At 59.0% G+C, this 15,817-nt stretch carries 10 protein-coding genes; 5 read left to right on the forward strand and 5 right to left on the reverse strand.

Annotated elements, in window-relative coordinates:
* Nucleotides 1-523: 523 nt before the first annotated feature.
* Nucleotides 524-1,234: a FadR/GntR family transcriptional regulator gene (locus V7773_RS25140; RefSeq protein ID WP_063322044.1), complete on the reverse strand. Its 711-nt coding sequence runs from the start codon at nucleotides 1,232-1,234 to the stop codon at nucleotides 524-526.
* 337 nt (nucleotides 1,235-1,571) lie between these two features.
* On the opposite strand from V7773_RS25140, the gene V7773_RS25145 reads away from it, so the two are divergent.
* Together V7773_RS25145 and gudD are read left to right on the forward strand one after the other, a co-directional pair.
* Nucleotides 1,572-2,921: an MFS transporter gene (locus V7773_RS25145; protein WP_336075817.1), complete on the forward strand. Its 1,350-nt coding sequence runs from the start codon at nucleotides 1,572-1,574 to the stop codon at nucleotides 2,919-2,921.
* Between the two features lie 19 nt (nucleotides 2,922-2,940).
* Nucleotides 2,941-4,284, forward strand: coding sequence for a glucarate dehydratase (gene gudD / locus V7773_RS25150; RefSeq protein ID WP_092412663.1), 1,344 nt, complete (start codon nucleotides 2,941-2,943; stop codon nucleotides 4,282-4,284).
* Nucleotides 4,285-4,480: 196 nt separating this feature from the next.
* Here the strand turns inward: gudD and glgB are convergent, their stop codons facing one another.
* From glgB to V7773_RS25165, 3 genes are all read right to left on the reverse strand, one after another.
* Nucleotides 4,481-6,715 carry a 1,4-alpha-glucan branching protein GlgB gene (gene glgB / locus V7773_RS25155; protein ID WP_336075823.1) on the reverse strand — a complete coding sequence of 745 codons (2,235 nt, stop codon included), beginning with the start codon at nucleotides 6,713-6,715 and terminating at the stop codon, nucleotides 4,481-4,483.
* A gap of 11 nt (nucleotides 6,716-6,726) precedes the next feature.
* Nucleotides 6,727-10,071, reverse strand: a complete 3,345-nt coding sequence (treS, locus tag V7773_RS25160; RefSeq protein WP_063322047.1) for a maltose alpha-D-glucosyltransferase — start codon at nucleotides 10,069-10,071, stop codon at nucleotides 6,727-6,729.
* A gap of 224 nt (nucleotides 10,072-10,295) precedes the next feature.
* Entirely contained in the window at nucleotides 10,296-12,293 is a 1,998-nt protein-coding gene (locus V7773_RS25165; RefSeq protein WP_336075827.1) for an alpha-1,4-glucan--maltose-1-phosphate maltosyltransferase, read from the reverse strand.
* A 211-nt stretch (nucleotides 12,294-12,504) separates the two neighbouring features.
* Between V7773_RS25165 and V7773_RS25170 the strand changes: the two genes are divergently transcribed.
* Entirely contained in the window at nucleotides 12,505-12,669 is a 165-nt protein-coding gene (locus V7773_RS25170; RefSeq protein ID WP_170842385.1) for a hypothetical protein, read from the forward strand.
* Between the two features lie 1,340 nt (nucleotides 12,670-14,009).
* Nucleotides 14,010-14,744 carry an ATP-binding cassette domain-containing protein gene (locus tag V7773_RS25175; protein ID WP_336075828.1) on the forward strand — a complete coding sequence of 245 codons (735 nt, stop codon included), beginning with the start codon at nucleotides 14,010-14,012 and terminating at the stop codon, nucleotides 14,742-14,744.
* A gap of 18 nt (nucleotides 14,745-14,762) precedes the next feature.
* On the opposite strand, the gene V7773_RS25180 is transcribed toward V7773_RS25175, so the two are convergent.
* Nucleotides 14,763-15,257 carry an MgtC/SapB family protein gene (locus V7773_RS25180; protein WP_336075832.1) on the reverse strand — a complete coding sequence of 165 codons (495 nt, stop codon included), beginning with the start codon at nucleotides 15,255-15,257 and terminating at the stop codon, nucleotides 14,763-14,765.
* A gap of 137 nt (nucleotides 15,258-15,394) precedes the next feature.
* On the opposite strand from V7773_RS25180, the gene V7773_RS25185 reads away from it, so the two are divergent.
* Nucleotides 15,395-15,631: a DUF3203 family protein gene (locus tag V7773_RS25185; protein WP_092145512.1), complete on the forward strand. Its 237-nt coding sequence runs from the start codon at nucleotides 15,395-15,397 to the stop codon at nucleotides 15,629-15,631.
* The last annotated feature ends 186 nt before the right edge of the window (nucleotides 15,632-15,817 follow it).

A 15,817-nucleotide genomic window follows, 5' to 3' on the forward strand; every position in this document is an offset into this window, starting at 1 on the left:
GAGGGCCGCGGTGTAACGTCGATTGCGTGCTCAACCCAATCCCCGTGGCGAGGGAGCTTGCTCCCGCTGGGGCGCGAAGCGGCCCTGAAGCCTGACGACTCGGTGTCTCAGGCAGAGGGTTGGGTCTGCTGCGCAGCCCAGCGGGAGCAAGCTCCCTCGCCACAAGGGATCGGTGTCGATTGGCAGATTCGTGCAGGCCACCATTCCACGGTGGAAGCGAGCCTGCTCGCGATGGCGGTGGCTCAGGCGACGGCGAATTGTCAGGTTCGCGACCAAACCGGTCGCGGCTGTTGGTCAGGTGCAGCCACATCCCCGTGGCGAGGGAGCTTGCTCCCGCTGGGGCGCGAAGCGGCCCTGAAACCTGACGGCTCGGTGCCCCAGGCAAAGGCTTGGGTCTGCTGCGCAGCCCAGCGGGAGCAAGCTCCCTCGCCACAAGGGATCGGTGTCGATTGGCAGATTCGTGCCGGCCACAGGTGGGAGCGAGCCTGCTCGCGATGGCGGTGGCTCAGGCGACGGCGAATTGTCAGGTCCGCGCACCAAACCGATCACGGCTGTTGGTCAGGTGCAGCCACATGGCGGCTCGGGCGGCGTCGGGGTCTTGGCGCTTGATGGCATTGAAGATCGCTTCGTGCTCAAGGTTGGCCAGTTGTGCCAGCTTGCCCAGGTCAGCCTGGCCGCGCTCGGCCACGTTGACTCGGGTCCTGGGGATCATCGCGCTGCCCAGGTGCTGCATGATTTCGACGAAACAGGTGTTGTCCGTGGCCTCGGCGATAAGCAGATGAAAACGCCGATCGGCTTCGACGCAACTGTCGTTGTTGCTAAACAACCGCTGATAGTCATCCAGCGCCTGGCGCATCTGCTGCAACTGGCGCTCGCTACGACGCTGGGCCGCCAAGGCGGCCGCCTGGGTTTCCAGGCCCAGGCGCAACTCCAGGATGCCCCGCACACCGGCAGCGGTGTCGACATTGAGGCGCAGCCCGGGCTCGTCGCTCTGCTCCAGCACAAAGGTGCCGATGCCGTGGCGAGTCTCCACCAGTCCCGAGGCTTGCAGCTTGGAAATCGCCTCGCGCACCACCGTACGACTGACCCCATGCTCCTGCACGATGGCCCCTTCCGATGGCAGCTTCTCCCCCGGCTTCAGTTGCCCCAGCAGAATGCTCTGGCTGAGCTTCGCCACCAAGTCATGGGCCAGGTTGTGGGTGCGCTTGCGCAGCGGGGCTTCAGTGTCTTGCATCGCCAGGGTTCCTCGAAAACAGGCTAAGCAATCCTACCATCAGCGGGCCCGGAAATGATCATCGTGAACGTCCAACTTGTATGACAACACTCAAGTTAGAGCGACATCCCATCCATCACTGACCCAGCACAACCATCACTTCCCACAGCCGCCTCGCATCATAAATCCCAGAAACCTACCGGACAACCCAGCAAATACGGCATAAACAATCCAACCTTCCTTTCCATTTGTCATCAAAAACCCCTTGTCATCGAAAAAATTCAAGTTGTATGATGTCTATCAACATCGGCACCTGCACGATGCCCCGCATAAAAATAACGAGTGGGAGAAAAACCAAGTGAACACATCCAGCCTCAAGGCGAATGCCGGAGCGGATCCGGTGCTGCTGTCGGCCATTGCCAAGGTCAAGCGCCACATCCTGCCGCTGTTCGTCATCATGTTTATCGTCAACTACATCGACCGCGTGAACATCGGCTTCGTCCGTGCCCATATGGAGCACGACCTGGGGATCGGTGCCGCCGCCTACGGCTTAGGCGCCGGCCTGTTCTTCATCGGCTACGCGCTGTTCGAAGTCCCGTCCAATATCCTGCTGCAACGAATCGGCGCCCGTATCTGGCTGACTCGCATCATGCTCACCTGGGGTTTGGTTGCAGCAGGCATGGCCTTCATCCAGAACGAAACCCACTTCTACATCCTGCGTTTCCTGTTGGGCGTGGCCGAGGCCGGTTTCTTCCCTGGGGTGATCTATTACTTCACCCGCTGGTTGCCTGGGGTTGAACGCGGCAAAGCCATCGCCATCTTCCTCAGCGGCTCGGCCATTGCGTCGCTGATCTCCGGCCCGCTGTCGGGTTTGCTCCTGCAAATCAACGGCCTGGGCATGCACGGATGGCAGTGGATGTACTTCATCGAAGGGATGTTCTCCGTCTGCCTGTGCGTCTTCGTCTGGTTCTGGCTGGACTCCAAGCCCCATGACGCCAAATGGCTGAGCCGTGAAGAACAAGACGTGCTGGTCAAGACCATCGACGATGAACAACGCGCACGAGAAGCCGCTTCGCCGATCAAACTGTCCATCGGACAGTTGCTCAAGGATCGCCAGATCATCCTGTTCTGCCTGATCTACTTCTTCATCCAGCTGACGATTTACGCCGCCACCTTCTGGCTGCCCAGCATCATCAAGAAGATGGGCGAACTGAGCGACATCCAGGTCGGGATGTTCAACTCGATTCCCTGGCTGCTGTCGATCGTCGGCATGTATGCCTTCGCCTCGCTGTCGGCCAAATGGAAGTTCCAGCAGGCCTGGGTCGCCACCGCCTTGTTGATCGCCGCAGCCGGGATGTTCATGTCCACCACCGGCGGGCCGATCTTCGCCTTCGTCGCCATCTGCTTCGCGGCCCTGGGCTTCAAATCCGCGTCGTCGCTGTTCTGGCCAATTCCCCAGGCCTACCTGGACGCCCGGATCGCCGCTGGGGTGATTGCGCTGATCAACTCCGTGGGCAACCTCGGCGGGTTCGTCGCCCCCACCACCTTCGGCCTGCTGGAAGAACACACCGGGTCTATCCAAGGCGGCCTCTATGGCCTGGCGGCCACCTCGATCATCGCCGCGATCATCGTGTTCGCCGCACGCAATACGCCTAAACCCAAATCTGCAACGACGCCGGCCAACCCACCTGCCGCCAGTCACGCCTGATCATCAAGGATAAGCGCACATGACCACCCCAGAAGCCAGCAAAGCCCCGATCATCACCAGCATGCAGATCGTCCCCGTGGCCGGTCACGACGGCATGCTGCTGAACCTCAGTGGCGCCCATGGCCCGTTTTTCACCCGCAATATCGTTATTCTCAAGGACAACGCCGGCCATACCGGCGTGGGCGAAGTGCCCGGTGGTGAACGCATTCGCCAGACCCTCGAAGACGCCCGTTCGCTGGTGGTCGGCAGCCCCATCGGCACGTACCAGAAGATCCTCAATACGGTGCGCCAGGCGTTCGCCGACCGCGACGCCGGCGGCCGTGGCCTGCAGACCTTCGACCTGCGCATCACCATCCACGCGGTGACCGGCCTGGAAGCGGCGTTGTTGGACCTGCTCGGCCAACACCTGGACGTACCGGTCGCCGCGCTGCTCGGTGAAGGCCAGCAACGCGATGAAGTGAAGATGCTTGGCTATCTGTTTTATGTGGGCGATCGTCAACAGACCGACCTGCCTTACCGCAGCGAGCCGGACGCCGACAACGACTGGTTCCGTGTACGCCACGAAAAAGCCCTGGACGCCGACGCCGTGGTGCGCCTGGCCGAAGCAGCCCATTCGCGCTACGGCTTCCAGGATTTCAAGCTCAAGGGCGGCGTGCTCCAGGGCGACGCGGAGATCGAAGCGGTCACCGCATTGGCTGAGCGTTTTCCCCAGGCCCGCATCACCCTGGACCCAAACGGTGCCTGGTCACTGAAAGAGGCCATTCGCCTGTGCCGCGACCAGCACAAGGTGCTGGCCTATGCCGAAGACCCTTGCGGCGCCGAGAACGGCTATTCCGGTCGTGAGGTCATGGCCGAATTCCGTCGCGCCACGGGCCTCAAGACCGCCACCAACATGATTGCCACCGACTGGCGCGAGATGGGCCACGCCATCACCTTGCAATCGGTGGACATTCCCTTGGCCGACCCACACTTCTGGACCATGCAGGGTTCGGTACGGGTGGCGCAGATGTGCAATGAATGGGGGCTGACCTGGGGCTCGCACTCCAACAACCACTTCGACATTTCCCTGGCGATGTTCACCCACGTGGCCGCAGCGGCACCGGGCGAGATCACGGCGATCGACACGCACTGGATCTGGCAGGACGGCCAGCGCCTGACCAAGGCACCGTTGCAGATCCAGGGTGGCTGCGTGCAGGTGCCGAAAAAGCCAGGGCTGGGGATTGAGCTGGACACGGATCAGTTGGCCAAGGCCCACGAGTTGTACAAGGGCATGGGCCTGGGGGCGCGGGACGATGCGGTGGCGATGCAATACCTGATTCCAGGCTGGACGTTCAACAACAAGCGGCCGTGCCTGGTGCGCTGAAGGAATCACAAAACTCCTTCAGGTGGGCACATCCAATGGGGTGGTCTTGGATTTTATGACCACCGCAAACTCTTGTGGCGAGGGAGCTTGCTCCCGCTCGGTTGCGCAGCGACCGCCCGAAGGGGCCTGCTGCGCAGCCCAGCGGGAGCAAGCTCCCTCGCCACAGTCATCATTTACCTTCAGGCTTTTGTGAAATCTAACCCTCCGGCCGCAGGATCAACACCGCCAACGGCGGCAAGTTGAGTTCCAGCGACAGGGCCTGGCCATGGCTGGGCACTTCTTCGGTGGAGGCACCACCGCCATTGCCATAGTTGGAACCGGCGTAGGTGTCAGCATCGCTGTTGAGCAATTCGACCCAGCGCCCGGCGAACGGTACGCCGACCCGATAGGCCTCGCGCGGCACCGGCGTGAAGTTGGCGACCACCAACACCGGCCGGCCCTCCTTGCTCCAGCGCAGCCAGGCGTAGACGCTGTTGAGCGCATCGTCACCAATCAACCACTGGAAACCCTGGGGCGCATCATCCTGGTCATGCAGCGCCGGTTCTTCGCGATACAGACGGTTCAGATCGCTCACCAGCTTCTGCACGCCCCGGTGCTCAGGGTATTGCAGCAGGTACCAATCCAACTGCTGGTCGTGGTTCCACTCGCGCCACTGGCCGAACTCACACCCCATGAACAACAGCTTCTTGCCGGGATGGCCCCACATGAAACTGAGGTAGGCCCTCAGGTTGGCGAATTTCTGCCAGCGGTCACCGGGCATCTTGTCGATCAGCGAGCGTTTGCCATGAACCACTTCGTCATGGGAAATCGGCAGGACGAAGCGCTCGGACCAGGCATACACCAGGCCGAAGCTCAGTTCGTTATGGTGATGGGCGCGGTACACCGGGTCTTGCTGGATGTAGTGCAACGAATCGTGCATCCAGCCCATGTTCCACTTGTAGGCGAAGCCCAGGCCGCCCTGCTGGGTGCTCTGGCTGACGCCCGGCCAAGCCGTGGATTCTTCGGCAATGACCAGCGCACCGGGGGTTTCCAAGGCCACCACATCGTTGAGGTGCCGCAAAAAATCGATGGCTTCCAGGTTTTCCCGTCCGCCATGGCGATTAGGCACCCACTCGCCGGCCTTGCGCGAATAATCGCGATACAACATCGAGGCCACGGCATCCACTCGCAGGCCATCGACGTGGAAATGCTTGAGCCAGTGCAGCGCCGACGCCAGCATGAAGCCGTGCACTTCAGTACGGCCCAGGTTGTAGATCAGCGTGTCCCAATCCTGGTGGAAGCCTTCCAGCGGGTTGCCGTATTCGTACAGCGCGGTGCCGTCGAACTGGGCCAGGCCGTGGGTGTCGGTGGGAAAATGCGCCGGCACCCAGTCGAGGATGACCCCGATACTGGCCTGGTGGCAGGCGTTGACGAATGCCGCGAAATCGTCCGGCGAACCAAAGCGTGCCGTTGGCGCGAATTGCGACAGCGGCTGATAGCCCCAGGAGCCGCCGAATGGGTGCTCCATGATCGGCATCAGCTCGATATGGGTGAAGCCCAGGTCCTTGACATACGGGATCAGCCGCTCGGCCATTTCATGCCAGTTGTATTGCCGGGCCACCTCCCCCGCCTCGTCGATTTCGCACTGCCAGGAGCCGGCGTGCAATTCGTAGATCGACAGCGGCGCACCCGGGAGCTGCCGCTCGCGACGGTGCTGCATCCACTCGTCGTCCTGCCACTCGATCTTCAGGGGGGAGGCAACTTTCGACGCCGTGTCTGGCGGCATCTGGGTGGCCAGGGCCACTGGGTCGGCCTTGAGTGGCAAGATGCCGTGGGCACCGAGGATTTCATACTTGTAACCCTCACCGGCACCCAGCCTCGGGATGAATATCTCCCATACGCCGGACGGATAACGGATGCGCATCGGATGCCGACGCCCGTCCCACACGTTGAAATCCCCGACCACCGAAACGCGCCGGGCATTCGGCGCCCAGACAGCGAACCGCACGCCGTCGATGCCATCGACGGTGGTCAGTTGCGCACCGAGGCAGGAACTGAGGTCGCGGTGATTGCCCTCGCCAAACAGGTAAAGGTCCATCTCCCCCAGCAACGGACCGAAGCTGTAGGGGTCTTCGGCCACTTGCTCGCCACCGGCCCAACGGGTGCGCAGCAAGTACGCCTGGGCACGGTCGAAATGGCCGACGAACAGCCCCGGGGTTGCGGTGGGTTGCAGTTCCCCCAGTTCTTCGCCGCCATCGCGGGCCAGCACATGCACGCTCAGGGCACCGGGCAGATACGCGCGAATGAATTGGCCGCCGGCGTCGTCGCCATGAGGTCCCAGGATGGAAAACGGGTCGTGGTGTTCGGCGCGCACCAGCGCGTCGATGTCATGGGGCGCCGGCAGCAACGACTCTTTGGCCTGCCCCTGTAGTTCTTTGTTCGAGACACTCATGATTCTCTCCACTAAATCGGTCCGGCTACGTCGGAAAAGGGTTGCAGCCCACTCAATAACCCGACCAGACCGTGCAACGGCACGGGCAGCCAGGTGGGGCGATTCTCGGCTTCATAGGCCACTTCATAGGCCGCCTTCTCCAGGCCGAACAACGCCAGTGCGGCGTCTTCGCCTTCAGCATCCTTCCACTCATGGGCAAGACTAGCTGCCGCCAGCCGATATGCCTCGACAAATGCCTGGCGAGCCTCTTTCAGATAACGATCAGCGACCCGTTGCCGCGCCGCATCGGCATCAGCCGTGCTGTCGACAGTGTGCAAGTGAATCGCCATGGCCGCGGCATAATCGAAGGAACGCAACACGCCGCTGACGTCCTTATAAGGGCTGTGCTTGCCCCGTCGTTCATGCAATGGCCGCGCCGGCTCACCTTCAAAGTCGATCAGGTAGGCGTCGCCCTTGATCACCAGTACCTGCCCCAGGTGCAGGTCGCCATGGACGCGAATGCGCAAGCCTCCTTCAGCCTTGCCGGCCAGTGCTTGGACATGGGCCAGAACGGTTTTCTTGTGCTCCAACAAACGTGCGACCATGGCCTGGTCCGCCGGGTTCAATTGGCCTTGGTTCTGCTTGAGCAGGCGCAAGGCGTTTTCCACTTGCGCAGCCACGTCCTTGCCAATGGCCTGGGCTTGCTTGGCGTTGGTGGCCTGCGGCGCGAAGTCCGGATCGTCAGTGGCTTGGGCCAATACCTGGTGCATTTCCCCCAGGCGCTGGCCGAGCATGCCGGCGAAATCCTTCAGTTCGCCCAGGGCGTTGTAATGCTGCTCCTGCTCGGACACCGCGTCCGCCAGCTCATCGCGTAGGGCGCGTTCGAGGTTGTTCTGGGTCCATTCCCAGGCGTCGCCCTGATTGCTCAAGTAGCCCTGGGCGATCATCAGCAGCGCATCTTCACCCTGGGCGTCGCGGCGAACCACCGAACCCAACAGCGGTGAAATGTTGCCGAAACCGGCAGCAGTCAGGTAGGCGCTCATTTCCAGTTCCGGGTGCACACCCGAGGCGACCTTGCGAATCAGCTTGAGCACGAGGCTGCTGCCCACCACCACCGAACTGTTGGACTGTTCGGCGGACAAGTAACGTACCTCTGGTTCGTCTCCCAGGTTCAGCGCGGCCAGGCCTTCGGTAGGTTCGAAGCGCAACTCACCTTCGGCGAACGGCAGCACCGTGGCGGCCTGCATGCTGTGCAGCACGGCTCGCACGAAGCTTTCCAGGCTGAATGCATCGGTGATCAGGCCCACCTGACGCACCCGACGCACCCGCGACAACGCCAGTTGCTGCGGCAACGCCGCACCGACCTGGTCTTCGGCGAGCAGGCCGAACGGCAGCTGATAACGCAGGGTCTGACCGCCACTGGTGACATCGATTTCGCTGAGCAGCACCGGGTGCTGCGGGTCACCAAAGCGCACGCCATAGACAATCTCGACCTTCTCGATCGCACTGTCCTTGCCGGCGAACCAGCGCCGGTTCTGCAGCCAGCTCGGCAGGATGGTTTGCTCCAGCGTGGTGCGCGATGGCGCTTCGAGCAATTCTTCCAGGCGCTTTTTCAGCACCAGGGTGGTGAAGTCCGGCAAGCTCTGGGCCGGTTCCACGTGCCAGCTCGGCATCTGGTTCTCTGTTGCCAGGGCGAACCAATAGAAGCCGTACGGCGCCAGGGTCAGCAGGAAGTTCAACTGGCCGATGGGTGGGAAGGCGTTGCCGCCGAGCATCTCCACCGGGACCATGCCGGCGTAGGTCGACAGATCCAGTTCAGCAGCCTGGGCGCTGCGAGACACGTTGGCCACGCAGAGGATGATTTCGTGCTTGCCGTCAGGCCCGGTGTATTCGCGGGTATAGGCCAGGATCCGGCGGTTGCTCGGCGAGAGCATCTTCAACGTGCCACGGCCGAAGGCCTTGGACTGCTTGCGCACCGCCAGCATCCGCCGCGTCCAGTTGAGCAGCGAGTGCGGATCGCCCGCCTGGGTCTCGACGTTGACCGACTGGTAGCCGTACTGCGGGTCCATGATCGGTGGCAGCACCAGGCTGGCCGGGTCGGCGCGGGAGAAACCGCCATTGCGGTCGATGGACCACTGCATCGGCGTACGCACGCCATCACGGTCGCCCAAGTAGATGTTGTCGCCCATGCCGATTTCATCGCCGTAGTACAGCGTCGGCGTGCCGGGCATCGACAGCAGCAGGCTGTTGAGCAACTCGACGCGACGACGATCGCGCTCCACCAACGGCGCCAGGCGCCGACGAATGCCCAGGTTGATACGCGCCCGACGGTCGGCGGCGTAGTAGTTCCACAGGTAGTCACGCTCCTTGTCGGTGACCATCTCCAGAGTCAACTCATCGTGGTTGCGCAGGAAAATCGCCCACTGGCAATTGGCGGGGATCTCCGGGGTCTGACGCAGGATATCGGTGATAGGGAAACGATCTTCCTGGGCCAATGCCATGTACATGCGTGGCATCAGCGGGAAGTGGAAAGCCATGTGGCATTCGTCACCGTTCATCCCCTGGGCGTCGACATCGCCGAAGTACAACTGGGTGTCTTCCGGCCACTGGTTGGCTTCGGCCAGCAACATGCGGTCGGGGTAGTTGGCGTCGATCTCGGCGCGGATCAACTTCAGGACGTCATGGGTCTCGGGCAGGTTTTCATTGTTGGTGCCGTCGCGCTCGATCAAGTACGGGATGGCGTCCAGGCGCAGGCCGTCGATGCCCATGTCCAGCCAGTAGCGCATCACCGACAACACGGCCTTGATGACCTGCGGGTTATCGAAGTTGAGGTCGGGCTGGTGGGAATAGAAGCGGTGCCAGAAATACTGGCCCGCCACCGGGTCCCAGGTCCAGTTGGACTTCTCGGTGTCGAGGAAAATGATTCGCGTGCCGTCGTATTTGTGGTCGTCATCGGACCAGACGTAGAAGTCCCGCGCCTTCGAACCCGGCTTGGCCTTGCGCGCACGCTGGAACCAGGGGTGTTGGTCCGAGGTGTGGTTGATGACCAGCTCGGTGATTACCCGCAGGTTGCGCTTATGGGCTTCGGCAATGAACCGCCGCGCATCGGCCATGGTGCCGTAGTCGGCGCTGACGCCACGGTATTCGGCAATGTCGTAGCCGTCATCGCGCCGGGGCGAAGGATAGAACGGCAGCAGCCAGATGGTGTTGACGCCCAGGTCGGCGATGTAATCGAGCTTTTCGATCAGGCCGGGAAAGTCACCGATTCCGTCGTTATTGGAGTCGAAATAGGATTTTACGTGGACCTGGTAAATCACCGCATCCTTGTACCAGAGCGGATCTTTGATGAAGGTGGCAGACCGGGGTTTCTTCGCCATTTGCAACTCCTGATGAATTCAATAAAGCCGCTGGAGCAGGCTTGTGAGGTCTATGTGGCAAGGGCGCTGTGCAGGAAGCTGTTGTGTGGCGAGGGAGCTTGCTCCCGCTTGAGTGCGCAGCACTCATCGCTTTTTTGGGGCCGCTGCGCGACCCAGCGGGAGCAAGCTCCCTCGCCACACAACAGCTCACTCGACACAACAGCGCTTTCTCGGCATCGCGCCTGTCACGCCACGCTGATCCGCCAGATTCCAAAGGGCTGGTAAGCCGGGTCAATGCGCATGAACTGGTACTTGCCATACCAGCTCCAGCGATGGCCATTCATCAGATCCTCGCCCTGGGTCTGGGCGTCGTCGGGCAGGCCCATCTCCCACAGCGGCAACTCAAAACTGGCTTCCTGCGGGTTGTGCGGATCAAGACTCACCGCCACCAGAATGAAGTTGCTGCCGTCGGCGGTGCGCTTGCCGAAGTACAGGATGTTGTCATTCCAGGCGTTGTAGACCTTCAGGCCCAAGTGCGTATGCAACGCAGGGTTCTGTCGACGGATACGATTGAGCTGGGCGATCTCGGCAATGATGTTGCCCGGCGCGGTGAAGTCTCGGGGGCGGATCTCGTATTTCTCCGAATCGAGGTATTCCTCCTTGCCCGGCACCGGTGCCGACTCACACAGCTCGAAGCCCGAATACATGCCCCACAGGCCTGAGCCCATGGTTGCCAGGGCCGCGCGGATCAAAAAACCGGCGCGCCCCGACTCATGGAGAAAGGCCGGGTTGATGTCTGGCGTGTTGACGAAAAAATTCGGCCGGTAGCATTCACGCCACGGCGATTCATTGAGCTCACTGAAGTAGGTCGCCAGCTCAGCCTTGGTGTTGCGCCAGGTGAAATAGGTGTAGCTCTGGGAATAACCGACCTTGCCCAGCCGCGCCATCATGGCCGGCGTGGTGAACGCTTCAGCCAGGAAGATCACTTCAGGGTATTGCGCCCGCACATCGGCGATCAGCCATTGCCAGAACGGCAGCGGCTTGGTGTGAGGGTTGTCGACGCGGAATATCTTCACGCCTTCCTTGACCCAGCCCACCACGATGTCCCGCAGCTCCGTCCACAGGCTGGGAATCGCATCGGCCGCGTAGAAATCGACGTTGACGATGTCCTGGTATTTCTTCGGCGGGTTTTCCGCATATTTGATCGTGCCGTCCGGCCGCCAGCTGAACCAGCCCGGGTGCTGCTTGAGCCAGGGGTGATCCTGGGAACACTGGATCGCGAAGTCCAGGGCGATCTCCAGGCCGTGGTCAGCGGCCGCCGCCACCAGGCGCCGGAAGTCCTCGCGGCTACCCAATTGCGGGTGAATGGCCTCGTGCCCACCCTCCTCGCTGCCAATGGCATACGGGCTGCCCGGGTCGTCGGGACCGGCGGTGAGGGAATTGTTCGGGCCTTTGCGGAAACTGCGACCGATGGGGTGGATCGGCGGGAAGTACAGCACGTCGAAGCCCATGTCCTGAATCACCGCCAGGCGCGAGTGCACGTCGTTGAAGGTGCCATGGCGCGCAGAATCGTCGGTGATCGAGCGGGGAAACAGCTCATACCAGCTGGCAAACTCAGACAGCTTGCGCTCCACATCCAGCGGATACTCGGCGCTGATGCTCAAGTACGGGCGATGATCGGCCCGGGACATCAGATCGGCACTGCGCGGTGCCAGGAACAGCGCCACCTGCTCGGTCGGCAACAGACCGGAGAGCTCGTGGTGCAGGGCCGCCAGTTGCTCGCTCAGCTCCCCTGTGCTGCGCTCGACGGCCATTTGCACTTGATTGCGTCCCTCCTGCAGCTCCAGGCTGATCGGCACCCCCGCACCGAATTTTTTCTCCAGTTCGTATCGGAAACTGGCGAACTGATCGATCCAGGCCTCGATGCAGAAGACATAGCGACCTTGCTCCGGCACATTGAACTGGCCGCGCCAGCCGTTGTTGCCCAGGTCGCTCATGACCTCGCTGTTCCATACCTCATCCTGCAGCGAACGCCAGCGAATGCGCACGGCCAGCTTGTCATGACCATCGGCGAAGACTTTGCTGGTCACTGTCACGTCCTGCCCCGCCACGGCCTTGGCGGCGAATTGTCCGCCGTCGATCACCGGCATGGTGTTTTCAATAGCGATACGCGGCAACAGCAAGGCTTGAGACAGCGGCAAATGCGGGTTGTAGGCCAGTTCAGTCGGGTGTTCGGCAGTCATCGAGCATCGCTCCTTTTACGCCCCATGGACGCGCTTGTGGCGGTAAAGGCCCAACGGGTCCCTGAAAAAACTCACTTAAACTCCGAACCGAATCAACGACTAAAAGTTCAGAGGGATTTGCCCCTGTGCATCCCGGGGATCAAAGCCGGTGCAAGGAGGTCAACAACAATAAGCACGACTCAAGCCATGTGCGTCACGGAGACCCGTCCAGATGAATATTCCCATCCCGGCCGAAACACCCGATCCGAACATCGATGATCCCACCTTGCCACCACCCGGCCCTGATCCCGAGCCTATTCCAGAGAAAGACCCGCCACTCGCCCCACAACCGCCGCTGGGTGACCCGCCGAGCGAGGCACCGCCGGAGCGGGTTTGATTCAAGCGTAGTTGTTCGAGAGGTGACGGGCGTCAGCGTTCTGCTCTAGAGCGGAATGACCGTTCGTCGCCTAGCGGAAAATAAAAAGCAGAAATAGACTGTGTCAAGAGTAGGAAACTTCCCACCTGAAGAATATTTAATCGTCATCTACGTCTAGGTATATGACCCGCGTAATTATTTGTCCTGCATAAGATTTTTTATCCCGTCGCCTACGCATTTCTTCCTTCCTCCACTAACGCCACCTATTAGCGAAAAAAAACGCATCAGAACTTTCTCTTTGGCGTGAAAGACGCTTCCTACGCCCTTACAAATACCTCCTTGCCAATAGCACCCTTTGACTATAAATATGAGGTGTCACAAAACAAAGTGACACCTCACCATTCATTTAATTTAAAGAGCAATAGAAATGAAGACAAATAATAGACACCCCTAGGGGAACTTATATTTAACTTTAACAATGACTCTGTAAATTCGTATCACCCTCGCTATTTATGCACATGAACAATTCAAAAAATATCAATATTCACAATGATTACTCGTCGAGCTTCGCCAACACTATTTGCCCATCCAGACGTATAAAAATAGTCCCTTTTCCTTAGGAGTTACGATATAAATATGCGAACACTCGTGCTTACCAGAATTTTTATAAAAGAGCAGCTAAAGGAACCCATTGCTCTTTTTTGGATCATGATATCACCTTGCGCTTTTTTTTATTTTCTTGCCATAACAAGACAGGACCCAACCTATTTCGAAAACAATTACATCCTCACCACAGGATGGTTCTATGCTTATATTTCATCAAGCGTAGCGCTGTTCGGATTTTCCTTTTACATCATTGGAAGACGAGAAAGCGGCTTTATCAGATCTTTTATATACACTCCCAGCGCCAAGACACTGTTTCTCAGGTCACATTTACTGGCCTACTCTATCATAGCAATTTCCTACTGCGGCGTATTTTATCTCATTACACGCCCTATGTTCGGAAGCTATGATATTCAGGAAATATCACTCCTAACCACCCGCTTCTACGCTTCTTTTCTATTATTCTCCATTATAGGAATGCTGTTTACTCTTTTCCCAATCAACTTCCAGAACTCCAGTACTTTTTTCTCCATTCTTTCTTTTTGCATGTTAATTCTAGGGGTGATGGGCGCCCAGTTAGAAAACGAAATCACGAACACTCTAAACATTCTCAACCCACTAACCCTGGCGAACAAATTGATGAGTGAAGGTTTATTCCACAGACCTTATACCTCGCTAACGATTTTGCTAATTTTCATATCAAGCTATCAAATCACAAAGCACAACCTAAGGATCAACCCAGTCTGGAGCCGTTACTAATGACTTCCTTACATGTCAAACATATCGATTTCGCCTATGATAAAAAAACAATCCTATCGGATGCCAATCTTGAAATTGCCCAGGGGGCTATTGTTGGCCTACTAGGTCCTAACGGTTCTGGAAAAACGAGCTTTTTTGACTTGATTTGCAAACTTAAATTTGCTCAAGCGGGGCGTATAGATAACAACTTCTCAAAAACTCTTTACCTATCGCAAATAATCACTACGCCACCGGCTCTTCGAATGCATGACATTTTCAGAATGATAGTAGCTCTATCGTCAGACGAATCCATATCCCAATTTAAGGCACTGGAAAATCTGTCCAGATGGTGTCCAGAAATCGTTAGCCGTTATCAGGACATATGGAACAAAAAAACCTCCTTATGTAGCTACGGCGAAACTCGCTGGTTCTTCACCCTTAGTTTGCTAGCTATTCCAGCCGATTTTATAATTTTGGACGAGCCTACTGCTGGCGTTGATCCAGAATTCCGCCACTATATTTGGCGATGTCTAAGGGGCGCAGCCAAGGATGGAACTACAATTCTCGTTTCCTCACATCAAGTAGAAGAAATTACTACTCACTGCGACATGTTCTATATGATCAGCCAACGTCGCTTAAATCCATTTCAGAACGGTGCAGCTTTTATGCAACGATATAACTCGAAGACGCTGGATGATGCGTTTATCCAAGCGGCTACCGACTCTGATTGGTCACGACAATCTATAAGGCCGTGACCAAGTGGAAATCTCGGTTTATTTTTCTTTTTCCAACGCCCGGACAATCACCGGCATCACACTGAAAATAGCCAGCGCCAATATCGTACTCAACACAGCTGTCGCTTCCCGCCCCAACCCGGCGGCGACACCAATGGCGGCGGTCATCCACAGGCCGGCGGCGGTGGTCAGGCCTTTGACATGACCTTCGTCGCCGTCGGTGTTTTTCAGGATGGTGCCCGCGCCGAGAAAACCAATGCCCGCGACGACGCCCTGGATCACCCGGCTCATGGCGTCGGCCTGGGAGCCAGACATCTGTGGCACCAAGACGAACAGCGCCGCCCCCAGGGCCACGAGCATGTGGGTTCGCACGCCGGCAGCCTTGCCCTTGTGTTCGCGCTCGAAACCCAGGATGCCGCCCAGCAGCGCGGCCATCAGCAGGCGCACCGTGACCCGGGTCATCTGCTGGGCATCGGTGATGTCGGCGAATTCCGCCTGCAGGGTTATCCAGACTTCATGCCACCAGGCGTCCATGGACCGTCCTCTTTCTCATTGGATAAACGATGGACCGCAAGCGAAGCCAGAGGTGCGCCCGACCGCTGATCAGCCACGACGAACCCTGGCCAGCGAGCGAGACCTAATACTCAGGACATTCAGGAAGGAGCGACGTCATGCTTGAGCAAATCGACAAAGACAATACCTGCCACATCAAAACCGCCAACGGAACGAAGCTGCGCCCCGCCAGTGAGCTGGTCATCATCACTGACCCGGACAAGGCCATGTCAGCCGTTGAAGTCAATGGTGACCTGGTCCATCTCACCGAAGCCGAAGTGGATGCCCTGACCGTGGCCGGCGCGACCGATAAGCGCAAGCACCTGAAGGCCACCGACAGCGGCTCGGTGATCTGAATCCCGATCCACAGGCAATAGATGCGATTTGTGGCTAGGGGATTTATCCCCGCTGGGTTGCGGAGCAACCCTAAAGCCCTCGACCGGGTCTGTCCGGTATACCGGGTGCACTGACCTGGGGGCGCCTTGCGCCCCAACGGGGATAAATCCCCTCGCCACAGTAAATTCCCGTGCCACAGTAAATCC

The organism is Pseudomonas sp. 3JA (genome assembly GCF_036961705.1).
Lineage (GTDB): Bacteria > Pseudomonadota > Gammaproteobacteria > Pseudomonadales > Pseudomonadaceae > Aquipseudomonas > Aquipseudomonas fluorescens_Q.

What these genes read in the sequence shown, in the direction of transcription:
- V7773_RS25140 (WP_063322044.1), bottom strand. Translation starts at nt 1,234, where the DNA reads ATGCAAGACACTGAAGCCCCGCTGCGCAAGCGCACCCACAACCTGGCC.
- gudD (WP_092412663.1), top strand. Translation starts at nt 2,941, where the DNA reads ATGACCACCCCAGAAGCCAGCAAAGCCCCGATCATCACCAGCATGCAG.
- glgB (WP_336075823.1), bottom strand. Translation starts at nt 6,715, where the DNA reads ATGAGTGTCTCGAACAAAGAACTACAGGGGCAGGCCAAAGAGTCGTTG.
- treS (WP_063322047.1), bottom strand. Translation starts at nt 10,071, where the DNA reads ATGGCGAAGAAACCCCGGTCTGCCACCTTCATCAAAGATCCGCTCTGG.
- V7773_RS25165 (WP_336075827.1), bottom strand. Translation starts at nt 12,293, where the DNA reads ATGACTGCCGAACACCCGACTGAACTGGCCTACAACCCGCATTTGCCG.
- V7773_RS25170 (WP_170842385.1), top strand. Translation starts at nt 12,505, where the DNA reads ATGAATATTCCCATCCCGGCCGAAACACCCGATCCGAACATCGATGAT.
- V7773_RS25175 (WP_336075828.1), top strand. Translation starts at nt 14,010, where the DNA reads ATGACTTCCTTACATGTCAAACATATCGATTTCGCCTATGATAAAAAA.
- V7773_RS25180 (WP_336075832.1), bottom strand. Translation starts at nt 15,257, where the DNA reads ATGGACGCCTGGTGGCATGAAGTCTGGATAACCCTGCAGGCGGAATTC.
- V7773_RS25185 (WP_092145512.1), top strand. Translation starts at nt 15,395, where the DNA reads ATGCTTGAGCAAATCGACAAAGACAATACCTGCCACATCAAAACCGCC.